Origin of the sequence: Rhodococcus sp. USK10, from assembly GCF_019378875.1 — a bacterium.
Taxonomy (GTDB): Bacteria; Actinomycetota; Actinomycetes; order Mycobacteriales; family Mycobacteriaceae; genus Rhodococcus_F; species Rhodococcus_F pseudokoreensis.
Genome location: NZ_CP076048.1, coordinates 5,124,429 through 5,148,993, shown reverse-complemented (window position 1 = coordinate 5,148,993; position 24,565 = coordinate 5,124,429). Strand labels below are relative to the sequence as shown.

23 protein-coding genes, 1 tRNA gene and 1 pseudogene are annotated in these 24,565 nt (G+C 68.1%); 10 read left to right on the top strand and 15 right to left on the bottom strand.

Going from position 1 to position 24,565, the window contains the following annotated elements; translation table 11 throughout:
* Positions 1–10: 10 nt before the first annotated feature.
* Positions 11–334, bottom strand: a complete 324-nt coding sequence (locus I1A62_RS30875; RefSeq protein WP_072938072.1) for a WhiB family transcriptional regulator — start codon at positions 332–334, stop codon at positions 11–13.
* Positions 335–590: 256 nt separating this feature from the next.
* Here I1A62_RS30875 and I1A62_RS30870 point away from each other — a divergent pair, with 256 nt between their 5' ends.
* Complete coding sequence (locus tag I1A62_RS30870; protein ID WP_124393244.1) at positions 591–2,936, top strand: transglycosylase domain-containing protein; 2,346 nt, start codon at positions 591–593, stop codon at positions 2,934–2,936.
* Between the two features lie 53 nt (positions 2,937–2,989).
* On the opposite strand, the gene I1A62_RS30865 is transcribed toward I1A62_RS30870, so the two are convergent.
* Positions 2,990–3,457, bottom strand: coding sequence for a GatB/YqeY domain-containing protein (locus tag I1A62_RS30865; RefSeq protein WP_005248498.1), 468 nt, complete (start codon positions 3,455–3,457; stop codon positions 2,990–2,992).
* A gap of 67 nt (positions 3,458–3,524) precedes the next feature.
* On the opposite strand from I1A62_RS30865, the gene I1A62_RS30860 reads away from it, so the two are divergent.
* From I1A62_RS30860 to I1A62_RS30850, 3 genes are all read left to right on the top strand, one after another.
* Positions 3,525–4,496, top strand: coding sequence for a metallophosphoesterase (locus I1A62_RS30860; RefSeq protein WP_124393206.1), 972 nt, complete (start codon positions 3,525–3,527; stop codon positions 4,494–4,496).
* A 54-nt stretch (positions 4,497–4,550) separates the two neighbouring features.
* Positions 4,551–4,624, top strand: a tRNA-Pro gene (locus tag I1A62_RS30855).
* A 127-nt stretch (positions 4,625–4,751) separates the two neighbouring features.
* A complete protein-coding gene (locus I1A62_RS30850; protein WP_219456092.1) occupies positions 4,752–5,759 on the top strand; it encodes an ABC transporter substrate-binding protein in 1,008 nt (335 codons plus the stop codon).
* A 27-nt stretch (positions 5,760–5,786) separates the two neighbouring features.
* Here the strand turns inward: I1A62_RS30850 and I1A62_RS30845 are convergent, their stop codons facing one another.
* The 3 genes and pseudogenes from I1A62_RS30845 to I1A62_RS30835 all read right to left on the bottom strand — a co-directional run bounded on the left by I1A62_RS30845 (position 5,787) and on the right by I1A62_RS30835 (position 10,164).
* On the bottom strand, positions 5,787–6,590 hold the full coding sequence (locus I1A62_RS30845) for a metal-dependent hydrolase (RefSeq protein WP_124393204.1): 804 nt from the start codon (positions 6,588–6,590) through the stop codon (positions 5,787–5,789).
* Between the two features lie 289 nt (positions 6,591–6,879).
* The gene (locus tag I1A62_RS30840; RefSeq protein ID WP_219456090.1) at positions 6,880–8,349 is read right to left on the bottom strand and encodes a catalase; all 1,470 of its coding nucleotides are present in this window, start codon (positions 8,347–8,349) and stop codon (positions 6,880–6,882) included.
* Between the two features lie 10 nt (positions 8,350–8,359).
* Positions 8,360–10,164 (bottom strand): annotated as a pseudogene (locus I1A62_RS30835) (zinc ribbon domain-containing protein).
* Between the two features lie 139 nt (positions 10,165–10,303).
* On the opposite strand from I1A62_RS30835, the gene I1A62_RS30830 reads away from it, so the two are divergent.
* Both I1A62_RS30830 and I1A62_RS30825 read left to right on the top strand, forming a co-directional pair.
* A complete protein-coding gene (locus tag I1A62_RS30830; RefSeq protein WP_219456089.1) occupies positions 10,304–10,948 on the top strand; it encodes a hypothetical protein in 645 nt (214 codons plus the stop codon).
* Positions 10,945–11,991 (top strand): IS1634 family transposase, encoded by a 1,047-nt coding sequence (locus I1A62_RS30825; protein ID WP_257890588.1) that lies wholly within the window; start codon positions 10,945–10,947, stop codon positions 11,989–11,991. The genes I1A62_RS30830 and I1A62_RS30825 overlap by 4 nt, the downstream gene beginning before the upstream one ends.
* Positions 11,992–12,090: 99 nt before the next feature.
* On the opposite strand, the gene I1A62_RS30820 is transcribed toward I1A62_RS30825, so the two are convergent.
* Complete coding sequence (locus I1A62_RS30820) at positions 12,091–12,243, bottom strand: hypothetical protein (protein ID WP_192581740.1); 153 nt, start codon at positions 12,241–12,243, stop codon at positions 12,091–12,093.
* A 350-nt stretch (positions 12,244–12,593) separates the two neighbouring features.
* A complete protein-coding gene (locus tag I1A62_RS30815; protein ID WP_124390288.1) occupies positions 12,594–13,052 on the bottom strand; it encodes a Fur family transcriptional regulator in 459 nt (152 codons plus the stop codon).
* A 93-nt stretch (positions 13,053–13,145) separates the two neighbouring features.
* On the opposite strand from I1A62_RS30815, the gene I1A62_RS30810 reads away from it, so the two are divergent.
* Positions 13,146–13,457, top strand: a complete 312-nt coding sequence (locus I1A62_RS30810; protein ID WP_124390287.1) for a helix-turn-helix transcriptional regulator — start codon at positions 13,146–13,148, stop codon at positions 13,455–13,457.
* Positions 13,454–13,864 carry an SRPBCC domain-containing protein gene (locus I1A62_RS30805; protein WP_124390286.1) on the top strand — a complete coding sequence of 137 codons (411 nt, stop codon included), beginning with the start codon at positions 13,454–13,456 and terminating at the stop codon, positions 13,862–13,864. The genes I1A62_RS30810 and I1A62_RS30805 overlap by 4 nt, the downstream gene beginning before the upstream one ends.
* A 10-nt stretch (positions 13,865–13,874) precedes the next feature.
* Here the strand turns inward: I1A62_RS30805 and I1A62_RS30800 are convergent, their stop codons facing one another.
* The 4 genes from I1A62_RS30800 to I1A62_RS30785 are packed head-to-tail and all read right to left on the bottom strand — an operon-like array spanning position 13,875 to position 18,298.
* A complete protein-coding gene (locus I1A62_RS30800; RefSeq protein ID WP_124390285.1) occupies positions 13,875–14,525 on the bottom strand; it encodes a hypothetical protein in 651 nt (216 codons plus the stop codon).
* Entirely contained in the window at positions 14,509–16,221 is a 1,713-nt protein-coding gene (locus I1A62_RS30795) for an FAD-dependent oxidoreductase (RefSeq protein WP_124390284.1), read from the bottom strand. The genes I1A62_RS30800 and I1A62_RS30795 overlap by 17 nt, the downstream gene beginning before the upstream one ends.
* Positions 16,218–17,708, bottom strand: a complete 1,491-nt coding sequence (locus tag I1A62_RS30790; protein WP_219456088.1) for an NAD(P)/FAD-dependent oxidoreductase — start codon at positions 17,706–17,708, stop codon at positions 16,218–16,220. Before I1A62_RS30790 ends, I1A62_RS30795 begins: the two co-directional genes overlap by 4 nt.
* Positions 17,705–18,298: a TetR/AcrR family transcriptional regulator gene (locus I1A62_RS30785; RefSeq protein ID WP_124390282.1), complete on the bottom strand. Its 594-nt coding sequence runs from the start codon at positions 18,296–18,298 to the stop codon at positions 17,705–17,707. Before I1A62_RS30785 ends, I1A62_RS30790 begins: the two co-directional genes overlap by 4 nt.
* Positions 18,299–18,427: 129 nt before the next feature.
* Between I1A62_RS30785 and I1A62_RS30780 the strand changes: the two genes are divergently transcribed.
* Positions 18,428–19,366 carry a formylglycine-generating enzyme family protein gene (locus tag I1A62_RS30780; protein ID WP_219456085.1) on the top strand — a complete coding sequence of 313 codons (939 nt, stop codon included), beginning with the start codon at positions 18,428–18,430 and terminating at the stop codon, positions 19,364–19,366.
* Between the two features lie 87 nt (positions 19,367–19,453).
* Positions 19,454–20,356 (top strand): hypothetical protein, encoded by a 903-nt coding sequence (locus I1A62_RS30775; RefSeq protein WP_219456083.1) that lies wholly within the window; start codon positions 19,454–19,456, stop codon positions 20,354–20,356.
* Here the strand turns inward: I1A62_RS30775 and I1A62_RS30770 are convergent.
* The 4 genes from I1A62_RS30770 to I1A62_RS30755 all read right to left on the bottom strand — a co-directional run bounded on the left by I1A62_RS30770 (position 20,303) and on the right by I1A62_RS30755 (position 24,559).
* The gene (locus tag I1A62_RS30770; RefSeq protein WP_124390279.1) at positions 20,303–20,968 is read right to left on the bottom strand and encodes a GAP family protein; all 666 of its coding nucleotides are present in this window, start codon (positions 20,966–20,968) and stop codon (positions 20,303–20,305) included. The genes I1A62_RS30775 and I1A62_RS30770 overlap by 54 nt on opposite strands.
* A gap of 88 nt (positions 20,969–21,056) precedes the next feature.
* Positions 21,057–22,178, bottom strand: coding sequence for a S9 family peptidase (locus tag I1A62_RS30765; RefSeq protein ID WP_219456081.1), 1,122 nt, complete (start codon positions 22,176–22,178; stop codon positions 21,057–21,059).
* 80 nt (positions 22,179–22,258) lie between these two features.
* Positions 22,259–23,290: an aspartate-semialdehyde dehydrogenase gene (locus I1A62_RS30760; RefSeq protein ID WP_095862940.1), complete on the bottom strand. Its 1,032-nt coding sequence runs from the start codon at positions 23,288–23,290 to the stop codon at positions 22,259–22,261.
* 3 nt (positions 23,291–23,293) lie between these two features.
* A complete protein-coding gene (locus I1A62_RS30755) occupies positions 23,294–24,559 on the bottom strand; it encodes an aspartate kinase (protein ID WP_012691385.1) in 1,266 nt (421 codons plus the stop codon).
* Between the last annotated feature and the right edge of the window lie 6 nt (positions 24,560–24,565).

Here is a 24,565-nt window from a genome sequence, read left to right as displayed (position 1 = left end):
ATCCCGAATCTCAGACAGCGGACTGGTGCTGCCGCTGAGCTTCGAAGAAATCGGACCACGAGTCCACCTCGGGGTGCTGCTTGAGCAACGCCCGGCGTTGACGTTCCGTCATGCCACCCCACACGCCGAACTCGACACGGTTGTCGAGTGCATCGGCTCCGCACTGCATCAATACCGGGCAATGCCGGCAAATGGTTGCGGCCTTGCGCTGTGCTGCACCGCGTACAAAGAGTTGATCGGGATCGACTTCCCGGCAACGGGCCTGGGTGACCCAGGCGATTCGCGCTTCTGCTTGCTCGACGTCCAGACGGCTGGTTGGGGTGGTCATGTGCATTCGTTTCCCCTCTTCGAGTCTGCACAACCCCGCGTAGCACGCCGAGGCTGCACCACATAAGCGATGGGGTGTTATCTCCATCACACTGTTCCAACAATTTAGGTAAAGAAACCGCCACGCGCAAGACGAAGAACACGCTTTTTTGGTACGCCCGTCCATACCCCGTGCTCAGGGCATTTTCCCGGCCGAATTCTGCGCCCAACCAGCGCACCCTCAGACCCCACGTAGTCTGTAGATCGTGTCGATTGCAAAAACAGTGGGGAAGCTCGCAGGATCCTCCGCCTTGGCAGGAGTGCTCCTCGCCGGCGTGATGTTTCCGCTCGCCGGAGGCTTCGGTTACGCCTCCAACCGGGCGGCTGACACCGTCGACAACGTCTCCGCCGAACTGGTCGAAGGAACGGTCCCCGCGGTCTCGACGATGGTCGACTCCGCGGGCAATCCCATCGCGTGGCTGTACGACCAGCGCCGCTTCGAAGTCCCCAGCGACAAGATCTCCAACGAGATGAAGCTCGCCATCGTCTCCGTCGAGGACCGCCGGTTCCCGGAGCACAAGGGCGTCGACTGGCAGGGCACGATGCGCGCCTTCCTGACCAACACCACGAGCGGCGAGGTGCAGCAGGGCGCGTCGACACTCGACCAGCAGTACGTGAAGAACTACCAACTGCTCGTCGTCGCGAAGACCGACGCCGAACGCCGGGCCGCGATCGAGACGACACCCGCCCGCAAGATCCGCGAGATCCGGATGGCGCTGACGCTCGACAAGGAACTCACCAAGGACGAGATCCTCACCCGCTACCTCAACCTGGTGCCGTTCGGCAACGCCTCGTTCGGCATCCAGGACGCCGCCCAGACGTACTTCGGCATCGACGCGTCCGAACTGAACACCCAGCAGTCCGCGATGCTCGCGGGCATGGTGCAGTCCAGTTCGGCGCTGAACCCGTACACGAACCCCGAGGGCGTCCTCGAACGCCGCAACGTGGTCCTCGACACGATGATCTCGAACATCCCCGAACGCGCCGCCGAACTGCGGGAGCTCAAGGAGACGCCCCTCGGCGTGCTGCCCGAACCCAACCGGCTGCCCCGCGGGTGCATCGCCGCCGGTGACCGCGGCTTCTTCTGCGACTACGCCCTGCAGTACCTGGCGAACGCCGGCATCAGCCGGGAGCAGATCGACAAGGGCGGCTACCTGATCAAGACGACGCTCGACCCCGCGGTGCAGGCGTCGACCAAGGCGGCGCTCACCGCGAAGGCCAGCCCCGGACTCGACGGCATCGCCAACGTCATGAACGTGGTCCAGCCCGGCCAGGATTCACACCGCATCCTCGCGATGGGCAGTAGCCGCACGTACGGCCTCGACGCGAACGCCAACGAAACCGTGCAGGCCCAGCCGTACTCGCTGGCCGGTCACGGCGCCGGGTCGATCTTCAAGATCTTCACGACCGCCGCCGCGATGGAGAAGGGCCTCGGCACCAACGCCGTCCTGGACGTCCCCGGACGGTTCGAGGCCCGGGGCATGGGTAGCGGTGGTGCCCGCGGATGCCCGGCGGCCACGTACTGCGTCGAGAACGCGGGCAAGTACCCGGCGTCGCTGTCGGTGACGGACGCGCTCGCGCAGTCGCCCAACACGGCGTTCGTCAAGCTCATCCAGGCCACCGGCGTCGCCCCCACCGTCGACATGGCGGTGCGGCTGGGCCTGCGGTCGTACGCCGACCCCGGCACCTCCGGATTCGACGACCGCAGCATGGCGGACTTCCAGAAGGATCAGAACCTGGGTTCGTTCACCCTCGGGCCCACCTGGGTCAACCCGCTGGAACTGTCGAACGTCGCGGCGACGCTCGCGTCGCACGGCAAGTGGTGCCCGCCCACCCCCATCGATTCGGTCTTCGACCGTGAAGGCAAGCCCGTCTCGGTCACCCAGCAGGCCTGCGAGCAGGTGGTCGAGCCCGGCCTCGCGGACACGCTCGCCAACGCCATGAGCAAGGACGACAAGGCCGGCGGCACGTCGGCCGGGGCCGCGGGCAGCGCCGGCTGGACGCTCCCGATGTCGGGTAAGACCGGAACCACCGAGTCCCACATGTCGTCGGGCTTCCTCGGGTTCACCAACAACTTCGCCGCCGCCGTCTACGTGTTCGGCGACTCGCCGACCCCGGGCGAGATCTGCTCGGGCCCGCTGCGGCCCTGTGGTGACGGAAATCTCTACGGCGGTAACGAGCCCGCCCAGACGTGGTTCGCCGCGATGAATCCCGTCGCCAACAACTTCGGGCCGACGACGCTGCCGCCGGTCGACCAGAAGTACGCGCGGGGTTCGCAGAACGGTCAGGTTCCGGACGTCACCGGGCTGAGCCAGTCGGCCGCGACGTCCCGCCTGCAGGGAGCCGGATTCACCGTGAACGCGATCACCACGGCGTCGCAGGTCGCCAAGGGGACGGTCACGAGCTCGGCGCCGTCCGGTTCCGCGATTCCGGGGTCGACGATCACGATCTACGTCAGCGACGGATCGGTGAAGGCCGCTCCCCCGCAGGCCCCGGCTCAGGGAATCCCCGTTCCGCCCATCCAGCTGCCCGGCCTGCCGCCGATCCAGCTGCCGCCCATACCCCGGTAACCACAGGTGAGTGGGAAAGTGTGCAGGAGCACGCTTTCCCACTCACGTGGGGGTCAGAGGCGGGACTTCACCGCGTGCGAGAGCCGCGAGCCGTCCGCCTTGCCGCCCGCGAGCGCGCCTGCGGCCTTCATGACCTGACCCATCTGACGCATGCCGGGACGCTCACCGATCTCCTCGGCCACCTGGGCGATGGCGGTGTCCACGACGTCGACGAGTTCGGCGTCCGTCAGCGGTGTCGGCAGGTACTCGTCGATGATCTGCGCCTCGGCCCGCTCCTGCGCTGCCAGCTCACCCCGACCGTTCTCGGTGTAGATCTCGGCGGACTCGCCGCGCTTCTTCGACTCCTTCGCGAGGACCTTCAGCACCTCGTCGTCGGTGAGTTCGCGGGCTTCCTTGCCGGAAACCTCTTCGGTCTGCACGGCGGCCATCAGCATGCGGATCGTGGCGGTGCGCAGCGAATCCTTGGCCTTCATGGCGGCCGTCATGTCGGAGCGCAGTCTTGCTTTCAGTGAATCTGGCATGGGCGAAACGCTACGCGCCCCGATTCGTCCACTGCATCTCGATTGCGCTCATCAGTATCCTGGAAGAGTGTCTGACGAGTTCCGCACGAACCTGACCCGCGCCGCCCTGGGTACGGCGGGTGCCGCCGCCCTCGGCATCGGCTACGCCTCGCTCATCGAGCGCAATGCGTTCGCGCTGCGTGAGGTCACGATGCCGGTGCTCGAACCGGGGTCATCGACGCTCCGCGTGCTGCACATCAGCGACCTGCACATGATGCCCGGACAGCGGCTGAAACAGAACTGGCTGCGGGAACTCGACAACCTCGACCCCGACCTCGTCGTGAACACCGGCGACAACCTGTCGCACCAGCGGGCGGTGCCCGCCGTGGTCCAGGCGCTGGGGAATCTGCTCGCCCGCCCCGGACTGTTCGTGTTCGGCAGCAACGACTACTTCGCGCCGAAACCGAAGAACCCGTTCGAGTACTTCCGCAAGGACCGCAAGCGCATCCTCGGCGAGCCGCTGCCGTGGGGCGATCTGCGGGCCGCGTTCACCGAACGCGGCTGGTTCGACGTCACGCACGTGCGCCGCGACCTCGAGGTGTCGGGTGTCCGGATCGCGTCGGCCGGCGTCGACGATCCGCACCTCCAGCGCGACCGGTACGACACCATCGCCGGCCCGCCCAATCCGCTGGCCGATCTCCGGCTGGGCATCACCCACTCGCCGGAGCCGCGGGTTCTCGATCGGTTCGCGGACGACGGGTACGACCTGGTGCTGGCCGGCCACACGCACGGCGGTCAGCTGTGTCTGCCGTTCTACGGCGCGCTCGTCACCAACTGCGACATCGACCGCTCGCGGGTGAAGGGGCCGTCCAAGTGGGGGGCGCACACCCAGCTGCACGTGTCCGCAGGGATCGGAACGTCGCCGTGGGCGCCGGCCCGCTTCTGCTGCCGCCCCGAGGCGACGCTCCTGACGTTGGTCCCGGCACAGCGCGGCGGCCCGGACGCCGACACCGCGCGGGCTCGCGCCGAGTCGTCGGAGAGCACTGTTTTACGCAACTGACCAGGGGATTTAATGGTGACTGGCTGGGTAATGTAAGCTAGCCGAGGTTCAACACGGGGTGTGGCGCAGCTTGGTAGCGCGCTTCGTTCGGGACGAAGAGGTCGTGGGTTCAAATCCCGCCACCCCGACAGTGTGAGACACCGAGAAGAGGCCTCGACCGGTTCGCCGGTCGAGGCCTCTTCTGCGTGGTGGACGTGTTTTCCGGTTACCGGACCCCGCCACTACCCCTTCAGTACCTCAGGCTAGCCTCACCTCATGTCATCGAGGGTCTACGTACGCGCCGGGCTGGTCGCCCTGGCCAGCGTCTTTCTCGCCGCCTGCGGCACCACCGACACCGGTTCGACCGCCGGCAACACCGACGTCGCCACCGGCGGCAGACTGTTCGCCACGGCGGACGCCGAGACCGCCAAACTCGGCACCGACGCCGCACCCGGCGTCTTCCCCCGGACCATCACCCACGCGCTCGGCGAAACCGTCATCGAGAAGAAGCCCGAACGGGTGATCGTCCTCGACGGCGGCGAACTCGACGACGTGCTCTCCCTGGGAATCACACCCGTCGGACTGGCCAGCCCCGAGAGCGCCGCCGGACAGCCGTCCTACCTCGCCGACAAGCTCGCCGGAGTGCCGGACGTCGGGACCACCAACAACCTGAACCTCGAGGCGATCTCCGCGCTGCATCCCGATCTGATCCTGGGCAGCAAGCTGCGCGCCGACAAGCTGTACCCGCAGCTGTCGTCGATCGCACCGACAGTCTTCGGCATCCGCCCCGGATTCCCGTGGAAGGAGAACTTCCTGCTCGTTGCGGACGCCCTCGGCGAGGAGACCAAGGCGGAGGACGTGCTCAACGCCTACCAGACCCGCGCGGACGAGGTCCGGGAGTCCATCACGGACGAACCGACGATCTCGCTGGTCCGGTTCATGTCCGGCAAGATCCGCCTCTACGGCAACCTGTCGTTCATCGGCGTCATCCTGCAGGACGTCGGGCTGCCGCGCCCGACGGTGCAGAACATCGACGAACTCGCCGTCGAGGTGAGCCAGGAGACGATCGGCGAGGCGGACGCCGACCGGATCTTCTACTCCAGCTACGGCGCGCCCGAGACCACCGACGAGTCGTCCGTGGTCGGCGGCCCGCTGTGGAATCAGATGCAGGCGGTGAAGGACGGCAAGTCCGTGCACGTCAGCGACGAGACGTGGTTCCTCGCGCTCGGACCCACCGGGGCGATGCTCGTCCTCGACGACCTCGAGAAGATGCTCGCGGCCTGAGTCACCCGAGTCATTTCGGCGCCTGAGTCACTTCGGCGCAGGCACGAATGCGTCGTAGATTGCCTGGGGCGCACCGTCGATGGCCCAGATGACCATCAGTCCGACGGCCACCGTCAGGGCGGGCCCGAGCACGACCTTCTCGAAGGGCCCGCCCGCCCGGATGGACAGGAACGACGGGAGCCGGAACTCCCACCACCGTTCCTTGCCGAGCGTGAGGAACGGCGCGAGGAAGGGAACGCCCTCCTTGGTGATGGCGTCCCCGAGGCAGTGGGTGACGCAGCCGAGGGCCACCGCGACGCCGAGCCCGGTGGAACCGGCCTCGGTAGGATACGACTGCCAGGTGAGCGCGGACAGCACCGCGGCGACCGCCGAAACCGCCAGCCAGCCTTTTTCTTTGGCCAGCTCACCGGCCAGCCCGCGCAGGGCAAGGCCGAGGCAGACGAACAGCGTCGCGATGATGGCAGGCTTGCCGAACTGGACGACGAGCGCGGACACCCCGGCCCCGATGCCTGCCGCGAACAGAGCGGTGTGGGTGAGCGTGCGGTGTCCACCGCGCCGCTTGCCGTCGCGTTTGCCCTTGGTGATCGTGTAGAACCCCAGCGACACCGCGTCGACGCCCTTCGCGACGACGTTGCTGACCGGACCGAACGAGCGCGACACCGTGGACTGGCTCGTGTCGAGGTCCGGGAGCAGCGCCGCCCCGGCGCACACCGCCGCGAACGTGAGGGTCTCGGCGGTGGACGTGGGCCCACCCCAGTCGAGCGGCAGCAGATCTGCCACCGCCAGACCGACGGCCGCACCGGACATTGCGTGGGTGGGACCCATCACCATGGAAGACAGCACCTTTCGACCCCGACTCGGGACACGGTCATCCGAGCCGGTGTCCTGACACCGCTCAACCTAGCAACAACATCCGACACACCCGTCACACCCCCGTGAGTACTTGTTAACCGCCGGCGGTTAACAAGTACTCACGGGTGCGAAGCACATGGGGGATGATGGAATGGTGCACTACGTCCAGTCGGGCGAAGGAGGGCCGTCGTGGAAACTGTGGTGGTATTTATTCTCGCTTGCCTGATCTATTGGTGGGGCCTGCACTGAGCCTGCCCCACCAACGAACTCAGTTCCGGCTCTGCCCTTCCCGGACACCGATTTCCACTCGCTTGCCCAGGTCGGGGTCGACGCTCTTCCAGTAGTCGAACACCCGAAGCAGAACCGTTTCGCTGACACCGCCGAGTGCGTGACCGACGATGTTGCCGACCAGGCGGTCGCGTTCATCGTCGCTCAGGACCTCGCGGACGAGGGTGCCAGCCTGCGTGAAGTCGCCGTCCTCGGCGTGCTCGACGTAGCCGGCGCGCACCGACCTGCCGTCGAACGCCCAAAGGCCTTCGTCGCCCGCGAGCGATGCGTCAGCGTGCGGGCCGCCGTACGAGTTGGGCGCGTACACCGGGGTCTCGGGCGAATTGGTGGCGTACCGCATCGCGCCGTCCTGCGAGTACGAGTTCACCTGGTTCTTCGGGGCGTTGACCGGCAGTTGCGCGTAGTTGGCGCCGATGCGGTACCGGTGCGCGTCCGCGTAGGAGAAGACCCGGCCGAGCAGCATCTTGTCGGGTGAGAAGCCGATTCCCGGAACGACATTCGACGGTTCGAACGACGCCTGCTCGATCTGGGCGAAGAAGTTGTCGGGGTTACGGTTGAGGGTCCACTTGCCGACCTCGATCAGCGGGTAGTCCTTCTGCGACCACACCTTGGTGAGGTCGAACGGGTTGAACCGGTAGCCCTCGGCCTCGTCGACGGGCATGATCTGGACCTTCAGCGTCCAGCTGGGGAACTCGCCGCGGGCGATCGTGTCGTACAGGTCGGCGCGGTGATGGTCGGGGTCGGTGCCCGCGAGCGTATCGGCCTCGCCCTGGGTGAGGAACTCGATGCCCTGGTCGGTCTTGAAGTGGTACTTCACCCAGAACCGTTCACCGTCGGCGTTCACCCACTGGTACGTGTGCGAGCCGAAACCGTCCATGTGCCGCCACGTCTTCGGGATGCCGCGGTCACCCATCAGCCACGTCACCTGGTGCGCGGACTCGGGCCGCAGCGTCCAGAAGTCCCACTGCATGTTGTGGTCGCGCAGACCGGATCCGGGCAGGCGCTTCTGCGAGTGGATGAAGTCGGGGAACTTGATCGGGTCCTTGATGAAGAAGACGGGCGTGTTGTTGCCGACGAGGTCGTAGTTGCCGTCCTCGGTGTAGAACTTCACGGCGAATCCGCGCGGGTCGCGCCAGGTGTCGGGGCTGCCCTGCTCGCCTGCGACGGTGGAGAAGCGCACCAGCGATTCGGTCTTCGCGCCGGGCTGGAACAGCTTGGCCTTCGTGTAGCGGCTCACGTCGTGGGTGACGACCAGTTCGCCGAACGCGCCGGCGCCCTTGGCGTGAACGACGCGCTCCGGGACGCGCTCGCGGTTGAACTGCGCGAGCTTCTCGACGAGGTAGTGGTCGTGCAACAGGATGGGACCCTGCGCCCCGGCGGTGAGCGACTCGTTGTCGCTGGCGACGGGAATTCCGGCGTTGGTGGTGGTCGCGCGCTGTGTTTCAGGCATGGCAAAGCGTCTACGTAGATCTCATACTGTCTGCCACTTGCGTGGCGGCGTGGGAGATGGACGTGTGTCACGGCTACCCGCATCACCGTGAGGTGGTGCGGGTTTGACCGTGTCCCACACCGACGCTTGTGGTGCAGGAACATGCTGTTTCGGAGTCACCCCCACCCGCGGTGTCACGGTGGGCAGGCTGCGGCGGACCCGGCGATGCCGCGGCCGACGCGGGGTCGGACTGGTCTTGTCCCGGGACCGGCGCACCGGTGCGTGCTCGGCGACCCGAATCGCCGGCAGCTGCCCACGCCGCCGGGTGGCCTTGTTTTTGCCGAGGAGCGCGCGTTTGGCGAGGTTCACCCCCGCGACGTGGTCCCGGTTGCCGCCGACCCGGCAGCCCGGGCACCACGCGGTGTGATAGCCGCCGGGGCGGGCGAGGGGTTCGTCGCAGCCCGGACACTGTGCCGAGGATCCTCGGGCGGGCACCGAGACCACCACGATACCGACACCGGCGGCGGTGTGGGCGAGAGCGGCGGTCGCTTTACGGCGGGCGGACTGCGCGGCCCGATTGTTGTTGACCCGGCCATGCCCGCGGGCCTCGAGGGTGGTCAGGTCTTCCACCGCGATCACCCGTGCGCCCGCCGAGGTGGCGTAGTCGGTGACCTGCCGGGCGAAGTGGAAGGCCAGTTCTCGGTTGATCTTTCCCCGCTTGATACCCACCGCCTCGCGGTGGGCGTCGAGGACGGCGATCTTCGCCTCCAGCCGGGCGCGGACCTCGGGTGGGGCGGTGGCGGCCAGTCGCGTCAGCCGGGCCGCCTTGCGGTGCAGCATCTGCCCCTCGGCCTGCAGGCGGGCGAGTTTGGTCCCGAGGCCGCGGTCGTCGTAGGTGACGCCCCGGTAATCGGAGACCAGCCCCTCCGGGCCCTCTGCTGCGGTGGCGGCGGCACCGAGCGTGGACGGGCACCAGTCCACGCCCACCGCGGAAGTTCCCGATGTCAGATCAGCGGCGGGGACCGTCTCGGTGGCCGCGCACCGCCACAACAGGCCTTTCCGGTCGAGGACGAGGGTGGGGAGATGCCAGTCGGTGATCGGCCGGTCGTGCAGGTGCGGTGGGATCGCGGCGGTCAACCGGACTCGTCGCCACTGCGCATGTCCTGTCGGGGCGACGGTGGTGGGCAGTTTGACGGTCAACGTCATGACGGCGTCGGTGACGGTGATGTGTGCGAGTTGTCGATCCGCTGCGGACAGCCGAGCCATCGCCGAGGTCTTCGGTGGTGCCTGCATGTCGGTGATCCGCAGCCGCGCCTGCACCGCGCCGTCGGTGCGGCAGGCGCGCGCGGTGAGCTGCCGCACCACGCCCCGGGCGAAACCCAATGGCACCCAGTCACCCGGTTCGGTCGGCGGCGCCAGAGTGCCAGTGGCCGGGTCGAACCGGGCCGACAGTGCAGTAATCGCGGTGTCTCGGTATGTCAGGGTCCGCAGCGTCGCCATCGCCTGTGCGGTGACCACCCGGGTGACACGTGACGGAATGTAGACATCGTCCGGGTAGTGCGGGGTCCAGCCCAGACGCGCAGCAGCGACATGGCCCTGCGTCGGGAGCTTGCGGCCCTGGCGGTCCACGCCGGCGGCGAGGACATCGAAGGTGGCCGGTCGCCACAGCCGCGACAGCAGCCGCGCTTCGGCGCCCGAGATCAGGTCGAGCAGCCACCCCACCCGGGTGTCGACATCGTCGAGTCCGATCGGCTCACCGGTGATGTCATCGACCGCCAGGTACGGGCGGGTGGTGAACGAGAACTGCCGCAGCGCAGGCAATCCGGCATCGGCCATCAGCTGGCCCACCTCAACGCCATGATCGTCTCCCATCAGCTCCCCCACCCTAGCGTGAGTTTCCTAGGTAGCCGAGTTTTCGTGTCGCGTCGTGCGTGTTGAGCTGGGCAAACGCGACCGGAGAGTGTATTACCTATATATGGCTTCGATCGTGGGGAAACGGCAGGGAGGGAAGACGTACTACTACCTGGTCGAGTCCGCCCGGGTCGAGGGTAAACCGCGCATCGTCTCGCAACAGTACCTGGGCAGCGCGGAGGAGGTGACGGCGAAACTCGCCGGCGCGCAAGCGGGTGCGCCGGTGCGCAGTGCACACAAGAAGTTCGGGGATGTCGCCGCGGTGTGGTCGGTGCTTGAACGTCTCGGCGTGGCCGAGGCGATCGATGGGGTGGCTCCGCGCCGCTCGGATGCGGCGGTATCGGTGGGCACCTATATTGCGCTGGCCACGCTGAACCGGATCGTCGCCCCGTGCTCGAAGGCGGCGTTCGCGTCCTGGTGGGATTCCACCGCCGCACCGCGGTGGTGCCCACTGCCGGCCGGGTCCCTCGATCACCGCAAGTTCTGGTCGGCGATGGACCGTCTCGACGGCGACGATCTGGCGCGGATCGAGGGAGCGTTGTCGGCGCGGATGGTCACCGAGTTCGGTCTCGACCTGACCGCGTTGGTGCTGGACATGACGAATTTCGCCACCTACATCGACTCCGGTAACGAGGCCGCCCCGATCGCGCAGCGGGCAAGGCGAAACAAAAACGCGTCGACCTGCGCCTGGTCGGGTTGGCGTTGGTGATCACCTCCGACGGCGGTATCCCGCTGCTCTCGCACCCTTACCCCGGCGATCGCCCCGACGTGACCCAGTTCCCCGGGGTGATCGACGATCTCGTCGACCGCTACCGCAGCGTCGCCGCCGGCATCGAGGGGGCCACGATCGTCTACGACGCCGGGCAGAACTCGGCCGCGAACCACGCCCACATCGAGGCGGCGCGGATCGGGTTCGTCGGCTCCCTGCCGCCCTCGGATCACCCGGCCCTGCTGACCGTGCCCGCTGACGCCTACCACCGGGTCGACGATCCCCGACTGCCCGGGATGCGCGCCTACGACACCGAGGTCGACGCCCTCGGGGTCCGGCGGCGGGCGATTGTGACCCACTCGGCGTCGCTGCACGCCGCCCAGTCCCGCGGATTCGACCAGACCCTCGACAAGGCCCGCGACCGGCTCGGCGCCCTGCAGGTGCGCCTGGCCCGCGGGCGCACCCGCCGCGACCGGGCGGCCGTGGAGCGCGAGATCGAGCAGATCTGCGCGCCGCGGTGGGTCGCCGAGGTGCTCACCGTCACTCTCACCGGCACCACCGCGGCGGAGCTGCGGTTGCGGTACCGCACCGACCGCCACGCCCGCCGACAACTCGAGGACCGGATGTTCGGCAAGCGGATCCTGTTCACCAACCGCACCGACTGGCCGGTCGCCCGCGTGATCGCCGCCTACCGATCCCAGTCCGACATCGAGTCCGGGTTCCGGCAACTCAAAGACCCCCAGGTGATTTCGTTCTCCCCGATGCACCACTGGACCGACCAGAAGATCCGCGTTCATGTCTTCTACAGCGTCCTGGCCCTGACCGTCGCCCACCTGATGCGCCGCGAGGCCGCCGATGCCGGACTGCATCTGTCGGTGCGTGAGTTGCTCGCCGAGCTGGCTGGCATCGAGGAAACAGTGCTGCTCTACCACGACGGCACCAAAGGTCGCCCCCGCGCCCAACGAATGCTCACCGACCACAGCGACACCGCCGAACAACTGGCCCGGCTGTTCGGCATCGACCGCTACGCACCCACCCGATGACCGGCCACCACCGACTTAGGTAATACACCCCGACCACACCAAAACCAGCTCCCACCAGCACTAATCGCACCGAAGCCACAGCTATCTAGGAAACTTCCGCTAGACTGCGTCCCCATCCTCACCGACGGCCTCGACCCTAACGCCGACCACCGACACGTCACGCTCGATCCACGCCACCCCGAAACCCACGCCGACCGATCCCGCCACCACCCGCACCACCGCGAACCGGCCGGTGGCCGCGTCGTCACCCACCCGATTCACACCCGCTCGAGTCTCTCCCGTGGACCGGAACCACGATCCTGGTAGGCCCTGCACCAGGTGCCGTTGGCACGCCCACGCAACGTCACATCCTGATCGGCGGGTGAGGGGTCCTGGCCAGTCGAGCCGGACACCCAGCAATACAACTGCTTCCGCCCCGTCGGCCCGAACACTCTCCGGTGCAGGTCCATCCAGGTTGACGTCGCGATCCTCCCGGTCGAAAACTGGCTGACCGGAAACCTGTACGCCGAGGGGCCTACGACGCGGCCCCCTAGACCCCCACCCAGTTGAGAGCCTCCAGGTTGCAATCGGGTGAGGGTGTATCGGCGTGGGACGAACCGGCGTCAGGACAGGGCTGCTGCCGACCCGGTTTCGCTCTGCGCGTCGGCCTGGCACTGAGAGCAGAGCCCCCAGAAGACGACCTCGGCCTCGTCGATCTCGAATCCGTGGGCCTGCGAGGGGTCGAGGCACGGTGCCTCGCCAACGGCGCAGTCCACGTCCACGACGGTCCCGCAGCTGCGGCACACGAGGTGGTGGTGGTTGTCTCCGGTACGGGTTTCGAATCGTGCGGGCGATCCCGCGGGTTCGATACGTCTGAGCAGACCGGCGGCGGTGCATGCCTTGAGGACGTCGTACACCGCCTGGGTGGAGACCGATCCCAGCTCTTCACGAACTACGGCTGCAATGTCGTCGACGTCGGAATGCGGCCGTACGGCAACCGCATTCAACACTGCAACACGTGGTGCAGTGACACGGAGGCCCACGCCGCGCAGCTGCGCTTTGGGATCCGTGTCGTGTTGCATGTGTTCCAGTATCGCGCCTTTTTGGAATTAGTCAAGAAAAGGATGTGTCGGAGATTATTGACATGTCGGAAATCTCCGACATAAGCTCGCCCCGTGCCCGACGACGACGTCTTCCTCGCCCTCGCCAACCCGGTGCGACGGCGTCTGCTGGAAATCCTGGTGGACGGACCACTCACCGCCGGCGACCTCGCGGGCCGGTTCGACCTCAGCCGCCCCGCGGTGGCGGAGCATCTGCAGGTGCTGCGCCGGGCCGGGCTCGTCCGCGACGAACCGTCCGGACGGCAGCGGCACTACCACCTGACCGCCGAGCCGCTCGCCGACGTCGGCGACTGGCTGCACCCGTTCGAGCGGTTCTGGCGTCACCGCTTGCGCACACTCGCCGACTTCCTCGAGGAGGACTCGTGACCGACCGCACCACCACCCAGATCTCCGTCGACCAGTTCATCGCCGCGCCGCCCGCCAAGGTGTGGCGCGCCCTCACCGAGCCGGACCTGCTGGCCCGCTGGTGGGCCGCGGGCGACGTCGCCGCGACGGTCGGGCACCGGTTCCACCTCGACATGCCCGGCTGGGGCACCGTTCCCTGCGAAGTGGTCGAGGTCGAGCCCGAACGGCGCTTCGTCTACACGTTCACCGAGAACTGGACGCTGGTGTGGCGCCTCGTTCCCGAGGGCGCGGGCACCCGCCTGTTCCTCGACCACTCGGGCTTCGACCTCGACGACAAGCGCAGCCGCGACGCGTTCGAGCGGATGGGTCCAGGCTGGCGCGACACCGTGCTGCCGCGCCTCGCCGACGTCGCCGCGGAGATCGCATAGCGCCAGGCAGTCAGCGCTGCCGCGCGGGCCCGGTGGTCATCCGGCCGTCCGTGATCACGATGCCGTGATGGGTTCCCGGCGTCAGCCAGTCGGCGAGCGTGGGTCCGTCGGCCGCCACGTCCACGCGGGCGTACCGGAAGTGGCCCCGGAGCCGCGCGGACGCCGTCACGAGCCCGTGACCGTCCTCGGCCGGTTGCGCGAACCCCAACGCTCCGGCGATCGGTAGCCGGGGTCCGCGCGGCCGGGTGCTCGTGGTGACGCGCCATTCCCCGGACGACGCCGCGAAGTCGTCGTGCACGTCGCCGCCGAATTCGGCCGGCACCTTGGGCAGGCTCCAGTGTGCGCGTCCACCGTGCACGGAGGGTTCCGAATCCACGGCGATGAACGGGACCGCCATGCGCGGCAGGACGCCGATGCGACGTCCCGGCGCACGGAGCACCGGGCTGGCGAGGATTTCCCGGTAGGGGCCGACGGGCGAGTCGAGATAGTCGACCATCATCGCGAGGGTCATCGGGACGGTGGCGCCGCCGGGTCCGAGGGCGCGGGCGGCCGCGGTGCTGCGGTGCCACCACAGCGTCGCACGGACGGCCGCCGGCCACGGGGGCGGTGAACTCTCGGGCCAGTCGGTGCGGTCGGTGGTCGATTCAGGCACGCTCCACATCGACCGTCTCCCTTCGGTTCACGACCGTCAGCGGAAGCCGCAATGCGCCCGGCGCGTCGGCGGGCACCACCGGATTCCGGGGCGGCGACGGTGCGATACGTACGTATGGCTTGCCCGGTTCGGGCCGGGTGTCGGACTCACCCTTGTTGGGCCACAGCGCGAACGCGCGCTCGGCCTGGGCAGTGATGGTGAGCGACGGGTTGACGCCGAGGTTCGCGCTCACCACCGACCCGTCGGCCACGTGCAGCCCGTCGTGTCCGTACGCACGCAGGTAGGGGTCGACGACCCCGGTATCCGGCGAGTCCCCGATGGCGCATCCCCCGAGGAAATGCGCGGTCATCGGAATGTTCACGACGTCGGCGACGGAGCCGCCGGGGTCACCCCCGATCCGCGCGGCCACCTTCCTGATCGCTGTGTGGCCCTGCGGGATCCATTCGGGTGGCGGATCGCCGGGCCCCGGACGGCTGGTGACCGCGCGACCGAGTCGGCCCTTCCCCGTGGCGAGCTCGAGCGAATTGTCGTCCGTCTGCATCACGAGCGCGATCACGGTGCGCTCCGACCAGTGCCGCACCGACAGGCTGCGGGCGAACGCCCCGGGCCGGCGCAGCGCGACACCCACCGTTTTCAGCAGCCGCGGCGTCCGGCCGCCGCCGTCGCTGAGGACGGTCTGCAGCAGTCCGATCGCGTTGCTGCCCTTGCCGTACCGCACCGGTTCGATGTGGGTGTGGTCGTCCGGGTGGAACGAGGACGTGATGGCGACGCCCTTCGTGAAGTCGGTGTCGCGGTTGCGGGCCGTGGCCGCGAGCACCGCCTCCGAGTTGGTGCGCACGACCGACCCCAGCCTCGGCGACAACCGCGGCAGCGCACCGGATTCCTTCATCGCCAGCAACAGCCGGGCGGTGCCGTACGTGCCCGCGGCGATTACCACCTGGTCGGCGGTGAACGTGTGCTCGCGCCTGCGGATTCCGTCGGTGCGGCGGGTCCGCAGTTCGTAGCCGCCACCCGATCGGGGGCGCAACTCCGTCACCGTCGTCAGCGGATGGACCCGGGCGCCCGCCTTCTCCGCGAGGTGGAGGTAATTCTTGACGAGCGTGTTCTTCGCTCCCACACGGCAACCCGTCATGCAACTGCCGCACTCGGTGCACCCCGTGCGGTCGGGTCCCTCGCCGCCGAAGAACGGGTCGGCCACCCGCGACCCCGGTTCGCCGAAGAAGACACCCACCGGTGTGGACGTGAACGTCGCACCGGCGCCCATCTCCTCGGCTACCTCGCGCATGACGGCGTCGGCGGGGGTGAACGTCGGATTGGTCGTCACCCCCAGCATCCGCTTCGCCTGCTCGTAGTACGGCGCCAGCTCCGACTGCCAGTCGGTGATGTGCGCCCACTGCCGGTCCTCGAAGAAGCGGCGCGGCGGCTGGTACAGCGTGTTCGCGTAGTTCAGCGAACCACCGCCGACCCCGGCGCCGGCCATGACCAGGACGTCGGGGAGGAGGTGGATCCGTTGCACGCCGTAGCAGCCCAGCCGGGGCGCCCACAGGTAGCGTCGCAACCGCCAGCTCGTCTCGGGCAGTTCGTCGTCGGCGAAGCGCCTGCCCGCCTCGAGAACACCGACTCGGTACCCCTTCTCAGTGAGCCGGAGCGCCGCGACGCTGCCGCCGAACCCGGAGCCGACCACGGCCACGTCGTAGTGCGTCACGCGACGGTCTCCTTCGCCGTCCTGCGCCGGGATACGTAGTTCTCCCGGTCGAAGCGCTGCAACTGCGAGCGGAACTTGAAGGTGAACGTCGGCCACTGGACGGAATTCCGGCCCTCCGAGTCGTAGTACCAACTCGAGCAGCCGCCCTTGTTCCAGACGGTGGTCTGCAGTTCGGACTGGATGCGCGTGTTGTACCGGCGCTGCGCCTCCTCGGTGACCTCGAACACGGCGATTCCGCTGTGGCGCATCGTCGTCAACGCGTCGGCGATGTACGCGGACTGCGATTCGAGCATGTAGACGATGGAGCTGTGGCCGAGATTGGTGTTGGGCCCGTACATCAGGAACAGATTGGGGAATCCGGCGACGGTAGTCCCCTTGTACGCACTCGGGCTCCCCGCCCAGTGCTCGGCGAGGGTGCGGCCGTTCGCACCGCGCAACGCGTGCGCCACCGGCGGTTCCGTCGGCGTGAACCCGGTCGCGAAGATGATGGTGTCGACCTTGTGCTCGTTGCCGACCGCGTCGACGACGCCGTCCGCTGTCACCCCGGCGAGTCCGGCGTCGACGAGCGTGACGTCGGGGCGGTCGAGGGTCCGGAGCCAGTCGTTCGACAGCAGCATCCGCTTGCAGCCGATCGTGAAGTTCGGCGTGAGCTTCCGCCGCAGTTCGGCATCGCGCACCTGCCGGCGGAGGTGCACCCTGGCCACCGCCTCGAACACCGGCAGCAGTCCGGTGGCGTGCGCGAGCACCCCGCCCAGGGCTTCCCGGAAGCTGTACACCGACCCGCGGACAGCCTTCTGCACCAACGGAAGTCGACGGTAGAGGGTCTTCTCGGCGTCCGGCAGTTCGCGGTCGAGTCGCGGGATCACCCAGGCGGGCGTGCGCTGGAACACGGTGAGGTGCCCGGCGACCGGCGCGATCTCGGGCACGAACTGCACCGCCGACGCGCCGGTGCCGATGACGGCCACGCGTTCACCGGTGAGGTCGTGGTCGTGATTCCACGTCGCCGAATGGAACGTGGTGCCGCCGAAGGTGTCCAGCCCGGGCATGTCCGGGACGCTGGGTGTCGACAGCGCACCGGTCGCGGCCACCACGACGTCGGCCGTCAGCGTGCCGCGGCTGGTCCGGACGTTCCAGACGGCGTCGTCGTCGTCCCAGTGCGCTTCCTGCAGTTCGCAATCGGTGACCACCCGGGACCGGACACCGGTGTCGGCCGCGACCTTCTTCAGGTAGCGATGGATCTCGGGTTGCCGGGCGAACGTGTGACTCCAGTCGGCACTGGGCGCGAACGAGTACGAGTACAGCGACGTCGGGACGTCGCACGCGCACCCGGGGTAGGTGTTGTCGCGCCACGTGCCGCCGACGTCGTCGCCGCGCTCGATGATCAGGACGTCGGCCTGTGGCTGCGTCTGCAGGATGCGCGCCGCCAGGCCCATGCCCGCGAAACCCGCCCCCACGATCAGGGTGTGTACGTGCTGCGGAAGATTCACGACTTCTCCACCTTCGATTCCCACACGGGCAACAGCCGCGCGCGTAGTGACTGTTCGGCCTCGGGGGTGCGGAACAGTGCCGACACCGCCAGACCGCGAACCAATTCGATACTGAGCTCGATGGCGTCGGAGTCGAACCGATCGCCGAACACCTCCGCCGACCCGCGCCGGAGCGCGTCGGTGACCTTCCGCTCCAGCGGGACCGTCGCCTCGAACAGGGCCGGGTCGGTGCGGGCGGCCACCCACAGTTCGAGGGCCGCGTAGAACAGCGGGCCGGAGAAGGCGTCGGCGAGCACCTCGATGCCGCGGCCGGCGTCCACTTCGGCGGCGAGGATCTCCTCCATCCGCTTGTCGACGAGATGTTCCACCGCGGCCACCACCAGCGACTCCTTGGTCGGGAAATGGTGCAACTGGGCGCCGCGCGACACCCCCGCCCGCCGCGCGATGCCCTGCGTCGTGGTGCGGGCGTATCCGAGCTCGACCAGGGAGTCGACGGCCGCGTCGAGCAGCTTCGTGCGCATCGCCGCAGTCCGCTCGGCCTGCGTGCGGGTCGGTTTGACTACTGCCGTGTCAGGGGTCACACCCAGCACTGTAGGCGGAAGAAAGAAAACAGTCCAGACTGATTTTAAGTTGCTGTGAGTACTTATTAACGTCGGGCGGTTAACAAGTACTCACGGGCGCACGTCGCACGGCGGCCGCCGTCGTGCCAGTCTGACCCCATGACTCGTGCAGTTCCGAAGAACATGGCGTGGATCCCCGGGGGAACGTTCTGGATGGGTTCGGAGGACTTCTACCCCGAGGAACGCCCCGTCCACCAGGTGACGGTCGACGGGTTCTGGATGGACTCGCACCAGGTCACCGTCGCCGAGTTCCGGCGATTCGTGAAGGACACCGGTCACGTCACGACCGCCGAGATCGCCCCCGACCCCGCCCAGTACCCGGGTGCGGATCCGGCTCTGCTGGTGCCCGGTTCGCTGGTGTTCACCCCGACCTCCGGTCCGGTGCCCCTCGACGACTTCACCCGCTGGTGGTCGTTCACGCCGGGCGCCGACTGGCGGCACCCGGAAGGTCCGGGCAGCAACGTCGGCGGACGCGAACGCCATCCCGTGACGCACGTGTCGTGGTTCGACGCCCGCGCCTACGCGGAGTGGGCGGGCAAGGACCTGCCGACCGAGGCCGAATGGGAGTTCGCCGCCCGCGGCGGCCTGGACCGGAAGCCGTTCGTGTGGGGCGACGAACACGAACCGGGTGGCAGGCCCGGCGGCAACGTGTGGCAGGGACAGTTCCCGTGGGAGAACCTCCTCGAGGACGGTTTCGCCGGGACGTCGCCGGTGGGCCATTTCCGGCCCAACGGTTACGGACTCGGCGACATGGCCGGCAACGTGTGGGAATGGACCACCGACTACTTCACCGCCGACCACTCCGCGGGCGGCAAGAACGTGGCACCCGCGAGTTCCTGCTGCATTCCGGCGAACCCCCGCATCGACACCGCTGTCGCCGCGGACCCGCACGAACCGTACGCGCGCCGCGTGATCAAGGGCGGCTCGCATCTCTGCGCACCCAACTACTGCCTCCGCTACCGGCCCTCGGCCCGGCAGGGTGACACCGAGGAGACGTCGACCTGCCACATCGGGTTCCGGTGCATCGTCCGCCCGTGACCGGACCCCGCGTTCTCACCTGACGCGGATGATGACAACCCGGCCGAATCGGTGTTCGCTCGAAGAGTGCGGTCGACGAAACTATCTGTGGCGCTGGCCAGGGAGGCTCTGGCCGCGCGCACCGAAACGGCTAACGGCTGGCTCCAGGGAACCCCTCCCGGGCGCACGGTCCGGCGCATCATCGACGGCCTCGTGGGGATCGAACTCTTCGACCGGTCCATGACACTCGCCGCGAAAATCTTCACGTCGGTGCTGCCCGTGATGATCGCGGTGTCGACTGTCAGCGAATGGAACGTGACGGCCAGAAGTCTCGAAGACCAGTTCGGCTTCGATCCGTCCGTATTGTCGTCCGCGGTAGGCACCGTGGATCCGACCACCCCGACGTTCGCCGCGTTCGGCGTGTTCGGCCTGTTGATGGTCGCCGTCAGCGGCACGTCGTTCGCGCGGGCGCTGGCACGGATCTACGCGAAGATCTGGAACGTCCCCTCGATCTCCCTGCGCGACGCCTGGCGCTGGCTGGTCGTGCTCTTCGCGGTCGCGCTGTCGGCGTCCGCGATCGCCGCCGCCAACGAACTCACCAACCTGAGGTACTTCGGACTCACCCTCGCGCTCGTCGCCGAACTCGCGATCTGGTGGGCGGTGTGGACGCTCTGCCCGTACCTGCTGACGATGGGAACCCTCAAGGGACGCGTCCTCTGGGCCAGCGGCGCGCTGACCTCCGCGGGGCTCACGACCATCCACGCCGGGGGACGTCTCGTCCTTCCCCGCATCACCGAAACCGCCCAACACCAGTTCGGTGCGATAGGCCTCGTGTTCACCGCGATCAGCTGGCTGTTCGTGATGTCGGTGGTCATCGTGGCGGCGGCGGTGATCACCAAGGCAGTCGCGCTCGACGAGACCTACATCGGCCGCTATCTGCGAGGGCCCGTCAACGGCTCAGAACAATCCACCGAATCCCTTCCCGAGAACGACGGCGCCCATCACGAGTAGCAGCACGCTCATCACGGCGGCGTTATTGGCCTGCAACCAGACCTTGAGGCTGTCGAGGGTCCCGCGCATCCTGTCGGCGGCCACGGCGTACGCGACCACCGGGACGAGGACGGTCGACCCGGCCAGCACGGTGTACACGGCCAGGGCCACCACCTGCTCTGCGCCGCTCACCCCCGCCGTGCCGATCCCGACGCCCGCGGACACACAGAGCAGCAGGTTCTTGGGATTGATCGCCGCCAGCGCGAATCCGAGTCCCGTGGACTTCACGAAGTTCAGGTCGTCGATCGCCTGCATCCACTTCGGGGGTTCCGCGTCGGCGTTGCGACTGCGCCACTGCCGCCCCGCGAGCAGGAGCAGCAGCACACCCAGAACGACCTTCACCCACGACGCCGTCGCCGAGGGACCATCGGAGTCGGACGTGTCGACGCTGCCGGCGAGGAGCACGAAGATGCCTGTCGCGACGACGATACCCAGAATCCAGCCGACACCGAAGCCCGCGCTCGCCCCGCCCGCACGCTTCGACAGCAGCATCAGGATGACGGCGATGATCGGGATCGGCGAGATCGCGACACCCACGGCGAGCGGTAACAGTTCTCCGATGACTGAGCCCATGTCCGAACCGTAGGGTCGCGCGCCCGCGTCCGCCTCGCACGTCCCGGGTGAGGTGAGTGGCAAAGCGTGCTCGGGGACGCTTTGCCACTCACGTGGGGGACAGCACACGCGCGGCGAACGCGAGGGACGCCGGCATGGAGGCCATCAGCGACCCGCGATGGTCCTCACCGACGAGTTGCTGGAATTCGAAGTTCACCCCGTGCTGCCGCATCTCGGCGAGCTGCGCCCACGTCAACGGAATCGGCACCGACGCGTCGGACAGGCTGTGCACCACCCGCAGCGGACGGTCGAAGCCGTCGACGGGCACCTGCTGCATCTCCCGGAACAGCTCCCGGAACTGGTCGTTCCACAGCGGCGCCGCGAACAGGTCCCCGACCGACGTGGGGTGGGCGAGCAGGTACCGGCCGAGTTCGCGGCTGCACGTCACCTTCGCGAACTCCATCAGGTCGAGTCCCGTCGGCGACAGGTAGCGCCGGATGTCGACCTCGGGACGCTGGTCGTCGATACCGGCGAGGGCCAACAACGCGTAGTTCACGATTCCGGTTGTCGGCAGAGCCGGAACTGCGGGACCCGCGGCCGGGAAGAGCTGCTCGAGGTGGGTCGGCGCGGCCACGGCGACGGCGCCCCGGAAGTCGAGCGCGGGCGCCCGGGTGGTGGCCTCGCGGGCGGCGAAGTAGGTCGCCTGCCCGCCCTGCGACAGTCCTGTGACGATCCACCGGTCGGCGAGCACGTCGCCGTAGACCTCGTGTGCGGCCAGGACGACGTCGACGGCGTTCGCGGCGGCCGCCGGACCGTCCAGATAGGCGTTGACGCCCGGTGTGCCGAGTCCCGCGTAATCCGTTGCGGCGACGGCATACCCGGCGGCGAGCCACTGCTCGACCGCGGGCAGTTCGACGTAGTTGAACCCGGCGACGGACGGTGCGCACTGGTCGGCGACACCGACGGTGCCGTGGGCGTAGGAGACCACCGGCCAGCCGCCGTCGGGCGGGTCGCCACGGGGAAGGAGGACCGATCCGGTCGATTCACCAGTCGCGGTCGAGGTACGGAGGGTGGAGTACCGCACCCGGACGCTGTCTCCCGCCTGGGCGGGGACCGTACCTGGGGGCAGGTGCTCCTGCGACAGCAGGATCCCGGGTGGCTGCGCGGAGACCTCGGTCGCGCCGGTGAGCAGCAGCAGAACCGCCGCCACCGCAGCCCCGACCACTCTCATCGGCCCAGTATCCACCCGCAACCGACACGTGAGTGGCAAAGCGTGCGGGAGCACACTTTGCCACTCACGTGGGGGGAGAGCTAGACGAGCAGTTCGGCGATCTGAATGGTGTTGAGGGCGGCACCCTTACGCAGGTTGTCGCCGGACACGAACAGCGCGAGCCCACGACCCTCCGGAACACCCGGATCCTGACGGATCCGCCCGACCAGCGACGGGTCGCTGCCCGCGGCCTGCAGCGGGGTGGGGACGTCCACGAGCTGCACACCGGGAGCCTTCGACAGGATCTCCTGCGCGCGTTCCACCGACAGCGGACGCTCGAACTCGGCGTTGATCGACAACGAGTGACCGGTGATCACGGGGACGCGGACGCACGTGCCCGACACCAGCAGGTCGGGCAGGCCGAGGATCTTGCGGCTCTCGTTGCGGAGCTTCTGGTCCTCGTCCGTCTCACCGCTGCCGTCGTCGACGATGGAGCCGGCCAGCGGCAGCACGTTGAACGCGATCGGTGCGACGTACTTGTTCGGGGCCGGGAAGTCGACGGCGCTGCCGTCGTGGACCAGCTTCTCCGCGTCGCCGATGACGGCGCGGGCCTGGCCCACCAACTCCTCGACACCGGCGATGCCGCTGCCGGAGACGGCCTGGTAGCTCGACACGATGAGACGCTGCAGTCCGGCCTCGTCGTGCAGGACCTTCAGCACCGGCATCGCGGCCATCGTGGTGCAGTTGGGGTTGGCGATGATGCCCTTCGGCGGATTCTTCGCCTGCTCCGGGTTCACCTCGCTGACGACCAGCGGAACGTCGGGGTCCTTGCGGAACGCCGAAGAGTTGTCGACGACGGTGGCACCGGCCGCCGCGAAGCGCGGGGCCTGCTCACGGGACAGCGTGGCACCGGCCGAGAACAGGGCGATGTCGATGCCCTTCAGGTCCTCGTCGGACGTCGCGGACGCGTCCTCGACGACGATCTCCTCGCCGCGGAACGGCAGCTTCTTGCCCGCCGACCGCGCGGAGGCGAAGAACCGCACCTTGTCCGCGGGGAAATTGCGTTCCTCGAGGAGGGTGCGCATGACGATGCCGACCTGTCCGGTGGCGCCGACGACAGCGATGGTGGTCATGATCTACCGTCCCGTTCCTGCGTGCACGACGGCTTCTTCGTCGCCGCCGAGCTCGAATGCATCGTGGATCGCCTTGACGGCCTTGTCCAGCTCCACGTCCTTGACGAGCACCGAGATGCGGATCTCCGACGTGGAGATGAGGTCGATGTTGACGCCGGCCTTCGCGAGCGCCTCACAGAACGTCGCGGTGACGCCGGGGTGGCTCTTCATGCCCGCGCCGACCAGCGACACCTTGCCGATGTGGTCGTCGAACAGCACCTGTGTGAAGCCGATGTCGCCCTGCAGCTTCGTCAGCTTCTCGACCGCCCGCGGGCCGTCGGCCGTCGGCAGGGTGAACGTGATGTCCGTCTTGCCGGTCTCGACCTTCGAGATGTTCTGCAGCACCATGTCGATGTTGATCTCCGCCTCGGCGACCGCGCGGAAGACCTGCGCGGCGTAACCAGGGGTGTCGGGCAGGCCGACGACGGTGATCTTGGACTCGCCGCGATCGTGCGCGACTCCGGTGATGATTGCCTCTTCCACGGGGATGTCCTCCATCGATCCGGACACGATGGTGCCCGGCTTGGTCGTGTATGACGAACGGACGTGCACAGGCACGTTGTATCGGCGGGCGTACTCGACGCAGCGGAGCATGAGCACCTTCGCGCCGCACGCCGCGAGCTCGAGCATCTCCTCGAACGACACCGTCTCGAGCCGCTGCGCGTCGGGAACGATGCGCGGGTCAGCGGTGAAGATGCCGTCGACGTCGGTGTAGATCTCGCAGACGTCGGCCTCGAGGGCTGCCGCGAGGGCCACCGCGGTGGTGTCCGAACCGCCGCGCCCGAGGGTCGTCACGTCCTTGCTGTCCTGGCTGACGCCCTGGAATCCGGCGACGAGGACGATCGAGCCCTCGTCGAGCGCATCCCGGACGCGGCCCGGTGTGACGTCGATGATCTTGGCGTTGCCGTGAGCACCGGTGGTGATGACGCCCGCCTGCGAGCCCGTGAACGAACGGGCCTCCGCACCGAGCGAATGAATTGCCATTGCGACGAGAGAATTGGAGATGCGCTCACCGGAGGTCAGCAGCATGTCCATTTCGCGGGCGGGTGGGGCTGGGCACACCTGCTGAGCCAGATCGAGCAGCTCATCAGTGGTGTCCCCCATCGCTGAAACCACGACGACGACATCGTTGCCGGCCTTCTTGGTCTCGACGATCCGTTCAGCCACTCGTCGGATTCTCTCGGCGGTTGCCACCGAGGATCCGCCGTACTTCTGGACGACGAGAGCCACGCGTTT